This is a genomic window from Variovorax sp. PMC12, assembly GCF_003019815.1.
GTDB lineage: Bacteria > Pseudomonadota > Gammaproteobacteria > Burkholderiales > Burkholderiaceae_C > Variovorax.
The window spans coordinates 4325358-4342459 of the sequence record NZ_CP027773.1; the positions used below are offsets into that span (position 1 = coordinate 4325358).

General features: G+C 67.5%; 14 protein-coding genes. 3 read left to right on the forward strand and 11 right to left on the reverse strand.

All coding sequences use genetic code 11. The annotated features are described in order from the left end of the window. Positions 1–14 precede the first annotated feature (14 nt). The 11 genes from C4F17_RS19995 to C4F17_RS20045 form a co-directional block, all read right to left on the reverse strand. Positions 15–605: an NAD(P)H-dependent oxidoreductase gene (locus C4F17_RS19995; RefSeq protein WP_081268771.1), complete on the reverse strand. Its 591-nt coding sequence runs from the start codon at positions 603–605 to the stop codon at positions 15–17. A gap of 140 nt (positions 606–745) precedes the next feature. Further along, complete coding sequence (locus C4F17_RS20000; protein ID WP_081268772.1) at positions 746–1774, reverse strand: ABC transporter substrate-binding protein; 1029 nt, start codon at positions 1772–1774, stop codon at positions 746–748. Between the two features lie 240 nt (positions 1775–2014). Further along, positions 2015–3394 carry an FAD-binding oxidoreductase gene (locus tag C4F17_RS20005; RefSeq protein WP_106936420.1) on the reverse strand — a complete coding sequence of 460 codons (1380 nt, stop codon included), beginning with the start codon at positions 3392–3394 and terminating at the stop codon, positions 2015–2017. Next, complete coding sequence (locus C4F17_RS20010; protein WP_199851872.1) at positions 3384–4268, reverse strand: ABC transporter permease; 885 nt, start codon at positions 4266–4268, stop codon at positions 3384–3386. Before C4F17_RS20010 ends, C4F17_RS20005 begins: the two co-directional genes overlap by 11 nt. Further along, the gene (locus tag C4F17_RS20015; RefSeq protein WP_081268775.1) at positions 4246–5049 is read right to left on the reverse strand and encodes an ABC transporter ATP-binding protein; all 804 of its coding nucleotides are present in this window, start codon (positions 5047–5049) and stop codon (positions 4246–4248) included. Before C4F17_RS20015 ends, C4F17_RS20010 begins: the two co-directional genes overlap by 23 nt. Before the next feature lie 11 nt (positions 5050–5060). Beyond that, positions 5061–5882: a creatininase family protein gene (locus tag C4F17_RS20020; protein WP_106936424.1), complete on the reverse strand. Its 822-nt coding sequence runs from the start codon at positions 5880–5882 to the stop codon at positions 5061–5063. Positions 5883–6051: 169 nt separating this feature from the next. Then, on the reverse strand, positions 6052–7677 hold the full coding sequence (locus C4F17_RS20025; RefSeq protein ID WP_106936426.1) for an MFS transporter: 1626 nt from the start codon (positions 7675–7677) through the stop codon (positions 6052–6054). A 32-nt stretch (positions 7678–7709) separates the two neighbouring features. Then, positions 7710–8480, reverse strand: coding sequence for an amino acid ABC transporter permease (locus tag C4F17_RS20030; protein ID WP_081268778.1), 771 nt, complete (start codon positions 8478–8480; stop codon positions 7710–7712). A gap of 86 nt (positions 8481–8566) precedes the next feature. Next, positions 8567–9325 carry a basic amino acid ABC transporter substrate-binding protein gene (locus C4F17_RS20035; protein WP_081268779.1) on the reverse strand — a complete coding sequence of 253 codons (759 nt, stop codon included), beginning with the start codon at positions 9323–9325 and terminating at the stop codon, positions 8567–8569. 79 nt (positions 9326–9404) lie between these two features. Beyond that, the gene (locus C4F17_RS20040) at positions 9405–10178 is read right to left on the reverse strand and encodes a hypothetical protein (protein ID WP_106936428.1); all 774 of its coding nucleotides are present in this window, start codon (positions 10176–10178) and stop codon (positions 9405–9407) included. A gap of 55 nt (positions 10179–10233) precedes the next feature. Then, complete coding sequence (locus tag C4F17_RS20045; protein ID WP_081268781.1) at positions 10234–10719, reverse strand: Lrp/AsnC family transcriptional regulator; 486 nt, start codon at positions 10717–10719, stop codon at positions 10234–10236. Between the two features lie 178 nt (positions 10720–10897). On the opposite strand from C4F17_RS20045, the gene C4F17_RS20050 reads away from it, so the two are divergent. The 3 genes from C4F17_RS20050 (at position 10898) to secD (ending at position 17101) form a co-directional block, all read left to right on the forward strand. Further along, complete coding sequence (locus C4F17_RS20050; RefSeq protein WP_106936429.1) at positions 10898–14509, forward strand: indolepyruvate ferredoxin oxidoreductase family protein; 3612 nt, start codon at positions 10898–10900, stop codon at positions 14507–14509. Between the two features lie 286 nt (positions 14510–14795). Next, entirely contained in the window at positions 14796–15131 is a 336-nt protein-coding gene (yajC, locus tag C4F17_RS20055) for a preprotein translocase subunit YajC (protein WP_081268783.1), read from the forward strand. Positions 15132–15220: 89 nt separating this feature from the next. Further along, on the forward strand, positions 15221–17101 hold the full coding sequence (secD, locus tag C4F17_RS20060; RefSeq protein WP_081268784.1) for a protein translocase subunit SecD: 1881 nt from the start codon (positions 15221–15223) through the stop codon (positions 17099–17101). The last annotated feature ends 1 nt before the right edge of the window (position 17102 follow it).

Sequence of the window (17102 nt, forward strand, 5' to 3'; positions counted from 1 at the left end):
CTGTTTGAAATGGCTCAGATGCTCTGCAGCTTGCGCGACACGCGCGCAATGAAATGGCTGCGGTCGTGCGCGGTCGCGGCGTTCATGTCGTGCAGCTGCAGCCACGTCACCTTGCAGCGCCATGCGAACAGCGCCCGCAGCGCGCGCGTGAACAGCCGCCGGCCCGGGTCGCCGATCGCCATCACGAACCAGCGCGGCGAGCCGCCCGTGGTCACCACCGTCAGCCGCTGGATGTGCCGCATGCCCGACTTCGCGAGCTGCCCCTTGCGCTCGGCCGGCAGGAAGGCCACGCCCGGCAGCCACACCCGCTCCAGCCAGCCCTTGAGCATCGACGGCGGCCCGTGGAACCAGGTGGGGTAGACGAACACCAGGTGCTCGGCCCACAGCAGCGCATCGACGTGGGGTTTCACGCGTTCGCGGATCAGTTCGGGGTTGTCCAGGTAGGCCATGCGCTCCTCGCGTGTCAGCGTCGGGTCGAAGCCCTCGGCGTACAGGTCGATGGCCTTGACGGAGTGCCGGGGCTCGAGCGCCTCGAGGGCGGTGCGGTAGAGCGCGTGATTGAAGCTGTCAGGGTTCGGATGGCAGTGGACGACGAGCGTTTTCATTTGAGGGCCGGTTCGCCTGTTCGGCGAGACGGGGTCAGAGCCCAAGGACAAAAGGCCGCGCAGTGCCTTATGGCAACCCAGGCGCCGGCATCTGACCCCGGCGCAAGCCCCGCGCGACCCACGGGAAAAAACCGGCGTGCTTACTTGCCGGTGAGCTTCTTGCGGACGTCGACGCCGACGCCCTTGTTCACGAACTGCGTGGTCACCACCTTCGACAGGTCGACCTCGCCGGGCTTGTACAGGCCGGCCTTGACCATCTTGTCGTAGAAGTCCTTCACGCGGGCCTCGTCCATGGCGCCGATGCCCTTGGTGAGCGACTCGCCGCTGTCGACGATGCCCATCTTCTTCATCAGCTCGATGGAGCCCTGCAGCGCGGCGATGGGCGAGTCGGGGTTGGTCTTGGCGATGAGTTCGTTGGCGGCCTTGTTGTCGCCGTAGAGGTAGTTGTTCCAGCCGATGATCGAGGCCTCGACGAACTTGCGCACCGTCTCGGGCTTGTTCTTGATGAGGTCGGCGCGGGTTTCGATGGTGGTCGCGTAGGTCGAGAAGCCGTTGTCGGCCAGCAGCTGCACCACGGGGTCGAAGCCGGCCTGCGCCTTGATCGACAGCGGTTCCGAAATGGCATAGCCCTGCTGGATGGACTTCTTGTCCGCCAGGAACGGGCCGACGTTGAAGGTGTAGGGCTTGAGCTGCGAGTCCTTGAAGCCGTACTCCGACTTCATCCACTGCCAGAAGCTGAACTGGCCGTCCTTGCCGATGAAGGCCACGGGCGCCTTGGTCATGTCCTTGAAGGTGTCGAAGCCCTGGCCCGGGTGCGCGAACATGGCCTGCGGGTCTTTCTGGAAGAAGGCCGCGACGACCACGGTGGGCACGCCGTTCTTCACGTTGTCGAAGGACTGCAGCAGGTTGCCGGTCATGAGGAAGTCGACCTTGCCGGCCGGCAGCATCGGCCGGTTGTTGACCATCGGGCCACCCTGCTGGATCTCGACGTCGAGGCCGTACTTCTTGTAGGTGCCGTCCACCAGCGCCTGGTAGAAGCCGCCGTGGCCGGCCTGCGCTTTCCAGTTGGTGGCGAACACCACTTTTTCCTGCGCCTGCACGGCGAAGGCGGCAGCAGCGAGGGCGAGGCCGAGGGCAAGCGGACGGATTGTCAGAGCGGGAACGCGCATGGCAGTGGACTCCTGGGTTGAATGCGGTATGGGATTTTGGTGTCGGTCGAATTTTTTCGGGGCGCGTGCGCAGGTCGTCGGGTACTCCCCTCCGCGAATGTCCCCCGGCCTGCGGCCTCCTCCTTTATTTCGCTGCGGGGAGCACCCGACGCCCTGTGCACGGGGCACGCTGCTGGAGCGCGGCCGATCAACGACTGCTCTGTCCAACGATCACGGCGAAAAGGAAGAGGAGATTTCATTTCAGCGCTCGACAGCCATGTCGGCAGTCCAGCCGCGCGTCTTGCCCGGGTTCATCAACCCCATCGGATCGCTGCGCTTCTTGAACTCGATCTGCTGCGTGTCGATGGTCTTCATGCCGCCGTCCTCGATGGTCACGACGTGCGGGTTGAAGATCTTGCAGCCGCCCTGCGACTCGATCTCGCGGATCAGCTCGTACTGGTGGGCCTCGCCCTTCCAGCGCACCAGCAGGATGCCGAAGGTGCCGCATTCGCCGTTGGCGCGGGCGAAGTCCTGGTGCTGCAGCACGTCGTCCCCGAAGATCTGCAGATGGCGCTCGACCACTGCGGGGTCGAAGGGCTGGGCGTAAGCCACCTGCAGATAGGTCCAGCCACGGTCGGCCTTCAGTGCCTGCAGCGTGGTGTGGTTGAACGCGCATTCGTAGGCCGGCGGCAGGCCGTCGGCCAGCAACTCGGCCTCGGTGCCGGCGACCGAGATGGTGCCGCCGTGCGCCTCGGCGAGCGCGCGGAAGTCCGCCATCGAATCGGGCGAGACCATGGTGAACACCGCATGCCGGTCTGGCGGAAAGCGGTCGCGCATGGCCGTGTAGTAGGGCGAGAAGCGTGCCTCCACCGTGGACAGCAGGAAGATGTCGAGCGTTGGCGCCTGCGCCGCGATGCCGAAGTCGAGCGCGCCGCGGTAGGTGTCGAACAGCACCGTGCAGTGCACCCATTCGACCGCGGGGCTCAGCGCCACTTCCACGTCGAGGATCACGCCGTTGGTGCCGTAGGCGTGGTGCACCTGCTGGATCTCGTCGCCGTGCAGCTCGATGACGCGCGGCTCGCGCTCCACCGTCATCACGCGCGCGCGCAGCAGGTTGCCGGGGTCGCGCAGGATGCCGTGGCGGAACGAGCCGATGCCGCCGAAGCCGCCCGCGATGAAGCCGCCGATGGAAGCCACGTGCCAGGTCGACGGCCACATGCGCAGCGCCTGGCCGGTTTCGCGCGCGGCGAGGTCGATGTCGTGCATGCGCGCACCGGCTTCCACGCGCATGCGGCCTTCGCCGATGTCGAGCACGCGGCACATCTGCGTCACGTCGAGCACGATGCCGCCTTCGAGCGGCACGCACTGGCCATAGTTGCCGGTACCGCCGGCGCGCACCGTGAGCGGCAGCTTCCACCTGGCGGCCACGGCCGCGGCCTGGCGCACGTCGTCTTCCGTGCTGACCTTGACCACGAGGTCGGCCACGCAGCCCGCGAGCTGCGCGGTGAGGATGGGGCTGTACCAGTAGAAGTCCTTCGACAGCTGCTTGCGCTGGGCCGGCGCGGTGACGACGTTGAGGCCGCGCAGGTCGGCGCGTACCGCGTCCCAGTCGACGGCGGGCACCGGCGTCCTAGCGTTCACGGCGCATCTCGCTTTCGTGCCAGTGGCCCAATACCAGGCGGGAGAGCGCGGCGAACACGATGAAGATCACGATGCCCAGCAACGAAACCAGCAGCAGCGCCGCGAACATCATCGGGATCTCGGTGCGGAAGCTCGATTCGAGAATGCGCGACGCCAGGCCCGTTTCCTTGCCGGCCGTGCCGGCCGTGAACTCGGCCACCACCGCGCCGATCAGGCTCAGGCCGCCCGCGATCTTCAGGCCCGCCATGAAGTACGGCAGCGCGCTGGGCGCGAGCAGGTAGCGGAAGGTCTGCCAGGGCGATGCCTTGTAGAGCTGGAACAGGTCGCGCAGGTTGCTGTCGGCGCTCTTCAAGCCGATGACGGTGTTCGACAGGATCGGGAAGAAGGCCACGATCCAGGCGCACAGCAGCAGCGCCGCCGTGGTGCTCGACACGTAGATCAGGATCAGCGGCGCGATCGCGATGATCGGCGTCACCTGCAGGATCACCGCGATGGGGAAGAGGCCGATCTCCACCCACTTGAACAGCGCGAACGCAATCGCCAGCAGCACGCCGCCGACGATGGCCGCCGTGAGCGCGAGCAGCGTGAGCTTCACCGTGAACCACAGCGCGCTGGAGAGCGAATCCCAGTTGTCGAACAGCGTGCGAAGAATGAGCGAGGGCGCGGGCAGGATGTAGTGCGGGATGTTGTTGGCGCGCACCGTCCATTCCCAGATCAGCAGCAGCGCGATGACGATGCCCGCGGGCACGACGATGCGCAGCAGCGACTCGCGGCGGCGCAGCCTGTCTTCGTGCGCGCGCAGCATGTCGGCGGACGGGGTGGCGTCGGTCGTGTCCATGGGCATCACGGGTTCAATGGTCGATGTCGAGGCCATGGAGCGCTCCGTGCAGGGATTGGGATACCGCCGTGCAATGCGCGTTGTAGCGGCTCGAGGTGCGGAACTCTTCGCCGCGCGGGTACGGCTCGTCGATGCGGATCTCGTCGATCACCCGGCCCGGGCGCGCCGCCATCACCACGATGCGGTTCGACAGGTACACCGACTCGTACACGCTGTGCGTGACGAACACGATGGAGAAGCGGTGCTCGCGCCAGATGGCCAGCAGGTCGTTGTTGAGCTTGATGCGCGTCATTTCGTCGAGCGCGGCAAAGGGCTCGTCCATGAGCAGCAGGCGCGGGTGCGTGACGAGTGCGCGCGCGATCGACACGCGCATCTTCATGCCGCCCGACAGCTCGCGCGGATACACGTCGGCAAAGCGCGAGAGGCCCACCAGCTCCAGCACCTGCTGCACCACCGGCGCGGCGGCGTCGCGGCTGGTGCCGGCCAGCTTGAGCGGCAGCCAGACGTTGTCGAACACCTTGGCCCATGGCATGAGCGTGGGCTCCTGGAACACGAAGCCCAGGTCGCGGTCGCTCTTGCTGTCCTTGGCCGAGCCGGTGTTGGCACCCGACCAGGCCATCTCGCCCGAGCTCAGGCGCGTGAGCCCCGCGATCAGCCGCAGCGCGGTGCTCTTGCCGCAGCCCGAGGGGCCGAGGAAGCTGATGAAGTCGTGCTCGCCGATGTCGAGCGACATGCCCTGCAATGCGAGCGTGCCGTTGGCGAAGCGCTTGCCTACGTTGCGCAGGCTGACCAGGGGAGGGGTCCGGGTGCTGTCCATGGCGTGCGAGCCTAGCGCCAGGCCGGCACGTTGGCCAGGCGGGAGAGCGGGAAGCGGTCGACTTCGTGCAGCAGCTCGACGAAGCGGCGGCCCACATGGTCGAGCACCGCCGCGCCCTTCTCGGCCGTGGCGCGCGTGGCGTCGCCGGCGGCGCCCGCGGGGTTGATGTCGTGCATCTGCCAGCCGAGCTTGCCGCTGGGCGTGATCGAGAGGAACTTGTTCTCGGCGGCCAGTTGCTCGGTCATGGAGCTGAAGTTCTGGAACTGGTCGCGGCGCACGTAGTCGGGCGTCAGGTGCAGCATCACCGAGCTTTCGAGGTCGCCGGCATGGATGCCGTGCCTGCCCTCGTGCGCGGTGAACAGGCCATCGGGCAGGCCCAGCGTGTACCAGTTGGCGGCCACGACCATCATGTCGTGCTCCTCGCGCAGGTCGCGCGCCACGATGTCCATGACGCTCATCTGCCCGCCGTGGCTGTTGTAGAGCACCAGCTTGCGCACGCCGGCTTTCGCAACGCAGGCGCCGATGTCTTTCCACATCGCGATCAGGGTGGCCGCCGACACGGTGAGCGTGCCCGGGTAGCGCGAGTGCTCGTTGCTCTTGCCGTAGGGCACGGTGGGCAGGAAGAGCACCGGCAGGTCGTCGGGCAGGTGGGGCAGCGTGGCGCGCACCATGCCGTCGATGGTCGCGGTGTCGGTCGACATCGGCAGGTGGGGGCCGTGCTGTTCGGTGGCGCCGACCGGCAGCACCGCGATGAGCCGTTCACGGTCGAGGCGGGAGAACTCTTCGCTGGTCAGGTCGGACCAGAAACGGCTGCGCAGGGGAGGTGTATTCATCGGGGCTGTACCTCGTGACGCCGGAGTTGGCGGTGGCTTAAATTATCCATATGGTCAAAAAAGACTGGCTATCCGTGGATACCCGGCGATTTTTCGCATGCAAGCGCCATGCCATCAAATTCACCCGTTTGGTCAAAAATTGACCCGCCGGGCGCCCCGAACCGGTGCGTCAGCGCCGCACCACGTAGCGCGTGATGACCGGCGCCGCCTCGCCGATGTGGAAGGCGAGCCTGCGTTCCCGCAGCGCCATGTCGCTCGCGGTGGCGCGGTTGAAGCGGCGCAGGTGGTCGGTCCACGAGTCGTCGACGATCTGCTCCACGTAGCGCTCGGGCTGCACGATGTCGTGCAGCAGCTCCCAGCCGATGGCGCCCTGGCTCAGGCGCGCGCGGCGCGTCTGCTGCATCACGAGGTGGAAGGCGGCGGCGCGGGCGGGGTCGATGATGTATTCGACCGTGATCACCACGCGGCCTTCTTCCTGCGGTGCCTCGGCCGGCGGGCCGGCGGCCCAGCCGGCCGCGGCGGGGCTGGTGTCGTCCTCGCCGCTCACGTCGGTCACCCAGCGCAGGGCCAGCAGCATCACCAGCGTGCCGCTGATGGCGCCGATGACCAGGCTCAGCTGCAGCGTCGTGACCGTGGCCACCTGGCCCCAGATGGCCGCGCCGATCGCGCTCGCACCCATGATCGCCATCTGGTACATCGACATGCCGCGCGCGCGCACCCAGTCGGGCAGCGCGAGCTGGGCCGACACCGAGAGCGAATTGGCCACCGTGATCCACGCCATGCCGCCGAAGAACATCGCCGGCACCGCCACCCAGGCATTGGGCGCGACGGCCATCACCGCCGTGGCGCCCGACTGCAGCAGCGTGCCGCGCAGCACCAGCTGGTCGCGCCCCAGCGCCTGGCGCAGCCGCGGCAGGAACAGCACCGCGATGATCGCGCCCGAACCCATGGCCGCCAGCAGCAGCGTGAAGGTGCCGGCGCCGCCGCCCTTCAGGTTGCGCGCCAGCAGCGGCAGCAGGGCCAGCAGGGCGGTGGAGTGGAAGAAGAAGATCGACACGCGCACCAGCACCGCGCGCATGCGCTGCGACTGCCGCACGAACTGCACGCCCACGCGCATCGCGCCGATGAGCTTCTCGCGGCCCAGCGGATTGGGCGTGTGCGCGCGCCGCCAGCGCAGCACCACGAAGCCCGAGGCCACCGACAGCACCGCGTTGAGCGCGAACACCCACACGGTGCCGGCGCTCGCGATCAGCACGCCGGCGGTGAGCGGGCCGACGATGCGCGATGCGTTCATGGCGATGCCGTTGAGCCCCAGCGCGGCCGGCAGCTGCGGCCGCGGCACCAGCTCGGGCACGATGGCCGCGAACACCGGCCAGCGCAGCGCCAGCCCGATGCCGTTGGCGAAGGTGAGCGCCAGCAGCAGCGGCGCCGTCATCACGTCGAGCGCCAGTGCCGCGCACAGCACGATGGCGGTGCCGGCCAGCCAGAACTGCGTGGCCACCAGCCAGCGCCTGCGGTCGAGGATGTCGGCCAGCGCGCCGCTGGGCAGGCCCAGCAGGAACACCGGCAGCGTGGAGGCCGACTGCACCAGCGCCACCCAGATGGGCGAGGAGGTGAGCGAGGTCATCATCCACGCCGCGGCCACATCGTTCATCCACATGCAGATGTTGGCGATGAGCCAGGTGCTCCACAGCATGCGGAACACGGGGAGCTTCAGGGGCTCGAGGGCCGCGAGCTTCGAGGGCTGCGGCCGCTTGGGCGGGATCGGTGTCTCTTCGGGGGATATGGGTGGCATGTGCCGTTATTGTGGCGCGCCCCTTTCCCGTCTCAGCCCCGATCGCTGCGGGCGAGACGGATTTCCAGGCGGCGCAGCATCGTCGTGAGCACCAGCGTCATCACCCAGTAGATCACCGAGATCGCAAGGTACGGCTCCCAGTAGCGCGCATAGGCGCCGGCCACGGTGCGGGCCGCGTAGGCCAGCTCGGCCAGGCCGATGGCGGACACCAGCGAGGTGTCTTTCAGCAGCGCGATCGCGTTGTTGCCCAGGGGCGGCAGCATGCGGCGGAAGGCCTGCGGCAGCACCACGTAGCGCATCACCTGCGCGGGCGAGAAGCCGAGCGAGCGGCCGGCATCGAACTGCCCGCGCGAGATCGACTGGATGCCGGCGCGGAACACCTCGGAGATGTAGGCCGCCGAGTTGAGCGTGAGCGCCACCACGCCCGAGATGAGCGCACCGTGCTCCTGCTTGAGCGTGCGCGCCAGTTCGCCGTCGATCAGCAGGCCGCTGGTCGGGTGGATGAACACCGGCATCACCGCGAAGTGGATCAGCAGGATCTGCACGAACAGCGGCGTGCCGCGAAAGAAGCTCACGTACACCGTGGCGGGCCAGCGCAGGAAGAAGCGCGCGACCCAGGTCCAGGGCGCGTGGCGCGGCTGCGCCAGCCGCGCGAGCGCGAGGCACAGGCCCCAGCTGGACCCCAGCAGCACGCAGACCACGGTCATGCGCAGCGTCATCCAGGCGCCCTGCCAGAACAGGTCCTTGTATTCGACCAGGATGTCCCATCGGAACCATCCGAACAGCAGCACCGGTTGTTCCATGTTTGCGTCCTCAAACTCTCTCGATCAGTCAACGGAAAACGAAACGGCCGCTTGGGGCGGCCGTATTCAATGAAATGCCGTGCGGCTCAGCGCACGTTCGGATCCTTGTTGAACCACTTCTTGTAGATGGTCACGTAGCTGCCGTCGGCGCGAATCGCAGCGAGGCCGGCGGTGAGCTTGTCGAGCAGGGCCTTGTCGCCCTTCTTCACGACGATGCCGAAGCCTTCCTCGGGGAAGGACTTGTCGTCGATGGTCTTGAGCTCGGGGTTCTGCGCCACGCGATAGGCGATGACGCCGTTGTCGCCCATGGCCGCATCGACGCCGCCGCCGGCCAGCTCGGAAATGATGAGCGGCGTGCTCTCGAAGCGGCGGATGTCGGGGTTGGTCTTGCCGAACTCGCGCGAGGCGATGTCGTCGGCGGTGGAGGCGCTGACCACGGCGATCTTCTTGCCGGCCAGGTCCTTCAGCGAGGCGACCTTGCTGTTCTTCGGCAGCGCGATCAGCTGGCGGGCCGCGAAGTAGGGCGGCGTGAAGTCGTAGCTCTGCTTGCGCTTCTCGTTGATGGTCACGCCCGAGATCACGAGGTCGACGTCGCCGTTGTTCAGCGCGCCGAAGATGCCGGTGAAGGGCGTGTTGACGACCTTGATCTTCAGGCCCTGCTGCTTGGCGATGGCATTGATGATGTCGATGTCGAAGCCGACGATCTGCTTGTCCTTGTTCTCGAAGGCGAACGGCGCGTAGGTGGCGCTGGAGGCCACGATCAGTTCGCGGTTCTGCGCCTGGGCGCCGAAGGCGAGCGTGGCGGCGGCAAGGCCGAGGGCCAGGGCGCGGCGGATGGGGTTCATTGAGGGTCCTCGTTTCCGCGGTTGGCGGGGTATGGTGGGCGACGATTTTAGGCGGCCGCCGGGCCGCGCCACGGCGCGATCAGCGCCCGAACAGGACGTACAGCACCACCAGGGCCGCCACGACGGCGCCGATCATCTTCCAGCGGGCGGGAACGAGGCCGGGCGAGGTGTTGACGGAAATCGTGGTCTTGGAGAAATACGCCGAGGTGGAAGAGGTCGAGGAAGACGCCGAGCTCGAAGTCGACGTGACGAACGACGTCGCCGTGCGCGAAGGCTTTCTGGCCTGTGCGACGCGGGCCGCCGCGTCGGCGACGATGTCGGCGTGTCCCGCGCGCCCGGCCAGCGCCGCCAGGTCGTCGTCGCTCAGGGCGCCCGATCCGAGCACTGTCCAGGCGAGCGTCGCGGGCAGCGAATCGGGCGCGGCCCAGGCTGCCTGGTGCGTGGGCAGCATCGTGAGGCTGTGCGCATGCTGCACCGCGTCGACGAGCCCGAGGGCGAGCAACCGGTCGAGCGCGTCGGCGCTCACGCCGTCCTGCATCCGGCGCTCCCGCAGGCGCAGCTGGAACTGCGCCCACGGCGGCAGCGGCAGCTCGCTGCTCACCAGGCCGGTCGCTTCCGACACGATCGCCTGCGCTTCGTTTGCGCGGCCGGCGGCCGCGCGGGCGGGCAGGTCGGCCAGCTGCGCGGTCGAGACGATCTCGCGCGCCACCACCCAGGCCAGGGCTTCGGCGGGCGTGCGCAGCGTGACCACGCTGAGCTCGGGGTCGCTGGCGGCGGCCGTGTGTTCGGCGTCGGTCAGCAAGCGCATTTCATGCAGCCAGGACAGTGCCCGGCGGCCGGTGTCGGGATTCATGGAGCAGCCCTTCCTCTTCGTTGTGATCGGCGCATGCTCGCACACCGCCGCGCGGCTACTTGCCCCGGGCGGCCAGGTGCCCCAGCGGCAGCGCGCTGCTGGCCTTCACCTCGCCCAGCGAGAAGCTGGTGTGCAGGTCTTTCACGTTCGGCAGGTTCATCAGGTGCTGGCGCGCGAAGGCCGAGAAGCTGTCCAGGTCCTGCGCCACCACCTGCAGCTCGAAGGTGCCGGTGCCGCTGATGTAGTGGCAGGCGACCACGTCGGGCAGCTTGCGGATGGCGTCTTCCAGCTTGCGGGTGGCCTCGTGCGTGACGCGCTCGGTGTCCACGCGCACGAAAGCGAGCACGCCCAGCCCTATCTTGTGGCGGTCGATCTCGGCGTGGTAGCCCTTGATGAAGCCGGCCTCCTCCAGCGCCCGCACCCGGCGCCAGCAGGGCGCGGCCGAGAGGCCCACGCGCTGCGCAAGCTCGGCGTTCGTGAGGCGTCCGTCGGCCTGCAGTTCTTGCAGGATTGCGAGGTCGAACTTGTCAATGCTTTCCATGGAGTCGAATCTTAAGCAAGATTCTTTCTGGAACAGGGTTTTTCAGGGCAAAGAACGCAAACACCTGTCGCGGACCCCGGCATACACTTTGCATGATCATGGGCTCGTGCCCTACCCGGGCGAAGACCCACAGCAATCAGCCAGGCCCACAAGGCCCTGCCATACGGAGACAGAAAAAATGAATGCACCGCTGCCCGCGCACATTCGCAAGGCCCTGGAAACGGTCACGCTCGACGACAAATACTCGCTCGACTACGGCCGGGCCTTCATGAGCGGCGTCCAGGCCCTCGTCAAGCTGCCCATGCTGCAGCGCCTGCGCGACCAGCAGGCCGGCAAGAACACCGCCGGCTTCATCAGCGGCTACCGCGGCTCCCCGCTCGGCGGCTATGACCAGGCCCTGTGGAAGGCCAGCAAGTTCCTGAAGGAACAGAACATCGTCTTCCAGCCCGGCGTGAACGAAGAGCTGGCCGCCACCGCGCTATGGGGCACCCAGCAACTGGGCTTCTCCCCGCAGGGCACCAACAAGTTCGACGGCGTCTTCGGCATCTGGTACGGCAAGGGCCCGGGCGTGGACCGCTGCTCCGACGTCTTCAAGCACGCCAACATGGCCGGCACCACCGAGTTCGGCGGCGTCATCGCGGTGGCGGGCGACGACCACATCTCCAAGAGCAGCACGGCCGCGCACCAGAGCGACCACATCTTCAAGGCCTGCGGCACGCCGGTGTTCTTTCCCGCGAACGTGCAGGAAATCCTCGACCTGGGCATCCACGCCTTCGCGCTGAGCCGTTTCTCGGGCGTGTGGTCGGGCATGAAGACGATCCAGGAGATCGTCGAGTCGAGCGCCACGGCCATGATCGACCCCGAGCGCGTCGAGATCGTCATTCCCACCGACTTCGAAATGCCGCCCGGCGGCCTGCACATCCGCTGGCCCGACCATGCGCTGGAGCAGGAAGCCCGGCTCATGCACTACAAGTGGTACGCCGCGCTGGCGTACATCCGCGCCAACCGGCTGAACCACAACGTCATTCAAGGCCCGAACGACCGCTTCGGCATCATGGCCAGCGGCAAGGCCTTCAACGACACCCGCCAGGCGCTGATCGACCTGGGCCTGGACGATGCGGCCTGCCGCCAGCTGGGCATCCGCCTGCACAAGGTGGGGGTGGTTTGGCCGCTGGAAGCGCAGCTCACGCGCGAGTTCGCCACCGGCCTGCAGGAGATCCTGGTGGTCGAGGAAAAGCGCCAGGTCATCGAATACCAGCTCAAGGAAGAGCTCTACAACTGGCGCTCCGATGTGCGGCCCAACGTGGTCGGCAAGTTCGACGAAGGCGAGGTGCACGCGGCGGAGGGCTACTCCGGCGGCGAATGGTCGATGCCCAACCCGACCGCGCACACCCTGCTGCGCGCCAACGCCGACCTGAACCCCGCCATGATCGCCAAGGCCATTGCCGGGCGGCTGCGCAAGACCGGCCTGCTGGCCGCCGCCGGCGCCGACATGGCCGCGCGCATCGACGCCCAGCTGGCCATCCTCGAGGCCAAGGAGCGCTCGATGGTGGTGCAGCAGGCCTCCACCAGCGTGGTCGACGCCACCCGCCAGCCCTGGTTCTGCTCGGGCTGCCCGCACAACACCAGCACCGTGGTGCCCGAAGGCTCGCGCGCGATGGGCGGCATCGGCTGCCACTTCATGGCGACCTGGATGGACCGCTCCACCATCGGCTTCACGCAGATGGGCGGCGAGGGCGTGCCGTGGGTGGGCCAGCAGCCCTTCACCACCGACCAGCACATCTTCGCGAACCTGGGCGACGGCACCTACTTCCACAGCGGCCTGCTCGCCATCCGCCAGAGCATCGCGGCGGGCGTGAACATCACCTACAAGATCCTCTACAACGACGCGGTCGCCATGACCGGCGGCCAGCAGGTCGGCGAGCGGCCCGAAGGCCACTCGGTGCTGCAGATCGCCGAGAGCCTGCATGCCGAAGGCGCGGTGAAGGTCGTGATCGTGACCGACGAGCCCGAGAAGTACGAGGGCGTGAACATCCCCGGCGACCATGTGCAGGTCAAGCACCGCGACCTGCTCGACGACGTGCAGCGCGAGTTCCGCAAGATCCCCGGCACCACGGCCATCATCTACGACCAGACCTGCGCCACCGAGAAGCGCCGCCGCCGCAAGCGGGGCACGGCCGTCGATCCGGCCAAGCGCGTGGTCATCAACGAGCTGGTGTGCGAGGGCTGCGGCGACTGCAGCGTGCAGAGCAACTGCCTGAGCGTGGAGCCGCTGGAAACCGAATTCGGCCGCAAGCGCACCATCAACCAGAGCAGCTGCAACAAGGACATGAGCTGCCTGAAGGGCTTCTGCCCGAGCTTCGTGACGGTCGAAGGCGGCCAGCTCAAGAAGAAGGGCAAGAACAAGGCGGCCACGCCGGCCGAGTTCGGCCTGCTGCCCGAGCCCGCGATTCCGTCGCTGGTCGGCGGCAAGGTCTGGGGCGTGGTGGTGGCGGGCGTCGGAGGTACCGGCGTCATCACCATCGGCCAGCTGCTGGGCATGGCCGCGCACATCGAGGCCAAGGGCATCGTCACGCAGGACGCGGCCGGCCTTGCGCAAAAGGGCGGCGCCACCTGGAGCCACGTGCTGATCGGCGACACGCAGGACGACATCCGCACCACGCGCGTCGGCACCGCGGCGGCCGACCTGATCCTGGCCTGCGACCCGCTGGTCACGGTCAACGGCGAAACCATGGCGCGCATGCGCGAAGGGCGCACGCACGTGGCGCTCAACAGCCACAGCTCGCCCACCGCCGCCTTCGTGCGCAACGCCAACTGGCAGAACCCGGAAGACGCCTGCGCCGCCGAGATCGCGCGCGCCGTGGGCATCGACGCCATGGGCACCTTCGACGCCGATGCAGCCGCCACCACGCTGATGGGCGACAGCATCTACGTCAACCCGATGATCCTGGGCTACGCCTGGCAGAAGGGCTGGATCCCGCTGGAGCACGAGTCGCTGATGCGCGCCATCGAGCTGAACGCCGTGGCCGTCGAGAACAACAAGACGGCCTTCGAATGGGGCCGCCAGGCGGCGGTGCGGCCCGAAGAGCTGCAAAAGCGCGTGCGCCCCGGCCAGGTCATCGAGTTCAAGAAGCGCGAATCGGTCGAGAGCCTGGTGGCGCGCCGCGTGGAGTTCCTGACGGGCTACCAGAACGCCGCCTACGCCGACGAATACAAGCAGTTCGTGGGCAAGGTGCAGCGGGCCGAGGCGGCCGTCGGCAAGAGCACCGCGCTGACCGAGACGGTCGCGCGCTACCTGTTCAAGCTGATGGCGTACAAGGACGAATACGAAGTCGCCCGCCTGCACACCGACCGCACGTTCCTCGACCGCGTCGAAGGCATGTTCGAGGGCGACTACAAGCTCAACTACCACCTGGCGCCGCCGCTCATCGCAAAGAAGAACAGCAAGGGCCAGCTGCAGAAGCAGAAGTTCGGTCCCTGGATGCTGACCGGCTTCAGGCTGCTCGCTAAGCTCAAGGGCGTGCGCGGCACGGCGCTCGACATCTTCGGGCGCACCGAGGAGCGCAAGGCCGAGCGCGCGCTGATCGGCGAGTACCGCGCCAGCATCGAGGAAGTGATCGGCGCGCTGCGGGCCGACAACTACGCGCTGGCGCTCGAAATTGCCGGCCTGCCCGAGCAGATCCGCGGCTACGGCCACGTCAAGGAGCGCAATCTCGCGGCCGCCCGCACACGCTGGAACGAGCTGCTGGCCAAGTGGCGCAACCCGCAGGCGCAGCGCGCGGCAGCCTGATTTTTCGACGGAATCCCACCGCAAAGAGCGCCCGACGGGCGCTTTTTGCTATTGAAAAGATAGCATCCGATGGGCGGAACGGATGGCCGGAAAGCCCTCCCCGCCGCGCCGGATAAGCCCGTGGAACGGCCATCCGCGCCGAATACAATGCCCGGTGCTGTGCGCGGCCAAGCCCCGCCGAGCTTTGACTTGCGGCCCCAATTCCGTTCGTGGCCGCGAAGCCATGAGAAGAGTCGGGACCGGCCCGCCTTCCTCTCGTTTTCTCTTCCCTCTGCTGGAGACTCTTTTGTTCATTTCCTCTGCTTTCGCCCAGACCGCGCCCGCTGCAGCCGGCGGCGGTGACATGTTGTCCTCGCTCGGCAGCATGCTGCCCCTGGTGCTGATGTTCGTGGTGCTGTATTTCGTCATGATCCGCCCGCAAATGAAGCGCCAGAAAGAAGCCCGCGCAATGATCGAGGCGCTGGCCAAGGGCGACGAAGTCGCCACCGCCGGCGGCGTGCTCGGCAAGATCACCTCGCTGAGCGACCAGTACCTGGGCCTGGAGATCGCCAACGGCGTCGAGATCAAGATCCAGCGCAGCGCCGTGGTGCAGGTCCTGCCCAAGGGCGCCGTCAAGCAATAAAAGCGTGAGCTGAACCTTGCGCTTTGCGGCGCAGGGCCCCAAGTCACGCGGTGTTCCATTTCTGAAAAGCTTGAGAAAAGCGCCCGCTCATGAACCGCTACCCGGTCTGGAAGTACACGATCATCGTGATCGTGTTGCTCGTGGGGCTCATCTACGCCCTGCCCAATTTCTTCGGTGAGGCGCCTGCGGTGCAGGTGTCGGCGGCCAAGACGGTCGTCAAGGTCGATGCCTCCACCCAGACCCGGGTCGAGGAGGCGCTCAAGGCCGCAGGCCTGACGCCCGACCTGATCACCCTGGACGCCACCTCGCTGCGCGCCCGCTTCGCAACCACCGACGACCAGCTCAAGGCGCGCGACGCCGTGCAGCGCGCGCTGGTGCCCGACGCGAACGACCCGCCGTACACGGTGGCGCTCAACCTGGTGTCGCGCTCGCCCAAGTGGCTGACCGCGCTGCACGCCTTCCCCATGTACCTGGGCCTCGACCTGCGCGGCGGCGTCGACTTCCTGCTGCAGGTGGACATGAAGGGCGCCATCGACAAGAAGGCCGAGTCCTTCGCCAGCGACCTGCGCACCACCTTCCGCGACAAGAGCATCCGCGGCACCGCGGTGAGCCGCAACGGCCAGACCGTCGAGGTGACCTTCCGCGACGCGGCCTCGCTCGACGCGGCCAAGCGCATCATCCAGGACCAGTTCCCCGACCTCGCCACCACCGACAGCCAGGACGGCGGCAACTGGCGCCTCGTGGCCACCATCAAGCCCGAGGCCGCGCGCCGCATGCAGGACGCCGCGCTCAAGCAGAACATCACCACGCTGCACAACCGGATCAACGAACTCGGCGTGGCCGAGCCCGTGATCCAGCAGCAGGGCCTGGACCGCATCGTCGTGCAGCTGCCCGGCGTGCAGGACACCGCCAAGGCCAAGGAAATCCTGGGCCGCACCGCCACGCTCGAAATGCGCATGGTCGACGAAAGCGCCGAGGGCCGCGCCGCCGAGCTGAGCGGCGGCCCCGTGCCCTTCGGCTCCGAGAAATTCCTCGACCGCCAGGGCCGGCCCGTGATCGTGAAGAAGCAGGTGCTCGTCACCGGCGAGAACCTCACCGACGCGCAGCCCGGCTTCGACCAGCAGAGCAACCAGCCCAAGGTCGACCTGACCATGGACGCCAAGGGCGGCCGCATCATGCGCGACGTCAGCCGCGAGAACTACAAGAAGCGCATGGCCATGCTGATCTTCGAGAAGGGCAAGGGCGAAGTGCTCACCGCCCCGTCGATCAACGGCGAACTCGGCAACCGCTTCCAGGTCTCGGGCTCCATGACCGTGGTCGAGGCCAACGACCTCGCGCTGCTGCTGCGCGCCGGCTCGCTGGCCGCGCCCATGGAAATCATCCAGGAACGCACCATCGGCCCGACGCTGGGCGCCGACAACATCGAGAAGGGCTTCAAGAGCGTGATGTACGGCTTCCTGGCGATCATGGTCTTCATGTGCGCGTACTACGCACTGTTCGGCCTGTTCTCCTCGATCGCGCTGGCCGTCAACCTGATGCTGCTGGTGGCCATCCTCTCGCTGCTGCAGGCCACGCTCACGCTGCCCGGCATCGCGGCCATGGCCCTGGCCATCGGCGTGGCGATCGACTCCAACGTGCTGATCAACGAACGCGTGCGCGAAGAGCTGCGCAACGGGGCGTCGCCGCAGGCGGCCATCCATGCCGGCTACGAACGCGCCTGGGGCACCATCCTGGACTCCAACGTGACCACCCTGATCGCGGGTATCGCGCTGCTGGCCTTCGGCTCGGGCCCGGTGCGCGGCTTCGCGGTGGTGCACTGCATCGGCATCGTCACCTCGATGTTCTCCGCCGTGTTCTTCTCGCGCGGCCTCGTGAACTTCTGGTACGGCCAGAAGAAGAAGCTCAAGACGGTGTCCATCGGCACGGTCTGGCGCCCCGCAACCGACGGCTCGGCCGTGGCAACCAAGTAAA

What these genes read in the sequence shown, in the direction of transcription:
- C4F17_RS19995 (WP_081268771.1), bottom strand. Translation starts at nt 605, where the DNA reads ATGAAAACGCTCGTCGTCCACTGCCATCCGAACCCTGACAGCTTCAAT.
- C4F17_RS20000 (WP_081268772.1), bottom strand. Translation starts at nt 1,774, where the DNA reads ATGCGCGTTCCCGCTCTGACAATCCGTCCGCTTGCCCTCGGCCTCGCC.
- C4F17_RS20010 (WP_199851872.1), bottom strand. Translation starts at nt 4,268, where the DNA reads ATGGCCTCGACATCGACCATTGAACCCGTGATGCCCATGGACACGACC.
- C4F17_RS20015 (WP_081268775.1), bottom strand. Translation starts at nt 5,049, where the DNA reads ATGGACAGCACCCGGACCCCTCCCCTGGTCAGCCTGCGCAACGTAGGC.
- C4F17_RS20020 (WP_106936424.1), bottom strand. Translation starts at nt 5,882, where the DNA reads ATGAATACACCTCCCCTGCGCAGCCGTTTCTGGTCCGACCTGACCAGC.
- C4F17_RS20025 (WP_106936426.1), bottom strand. Translation starts at nt 7,677, where the DNA reads ATGCCACCCATATCCCCCGAAGAGACACCGATCCCGCCCAAGCGGCCG.
- C4F17_RS20030 (WP_081268778.1), bottom strand. Translation starts at nt 8,480, where the DNA reads ATGGAACAACCGGTGCTGCTGTTCGGATGGTTCCGATGGGACATCCTG.
- C4F17_RS20035 (WP_081268779.1), bottom strand. Translation starts at nt 9,325, where the DNA reads ATGAACCCCATCCGCCGCGCCCTGGCCCTCGGCCTTGCCGCCGCCACG.
- C4F17_RS20040 (WP_106936428.1), bottom strand. Translation starts at nt 10,178, where the DNA reads ATGAATCCCGACACCGGCCGCCGGGCACTGTCCTGGCTGCATGAAATG.
- C4F17_RS20045 (WP_081268781.1), bottom strand. Translation starts at nt 10,719, where the DNA reads ATGGAAAGCATTGACAAGTTCGACCTCGCAATCCTGCAAGAACTGCAG.
- C4F17_RS20050 (WP_106936429.1), top strand. Translation starts at nt 10,898, where the DNA reads ATGAATGCACCGCTGCCCGCGCACATTCGCAAGGCCCTGGAAACGGTC.
- secD (WP_081268784.1), top strand. Translation starts at nt 15,221, where the DNA reads ATGAACCGCTACCCGGTCTGGAAGTACACGATCATCGTGATCGTGTTG.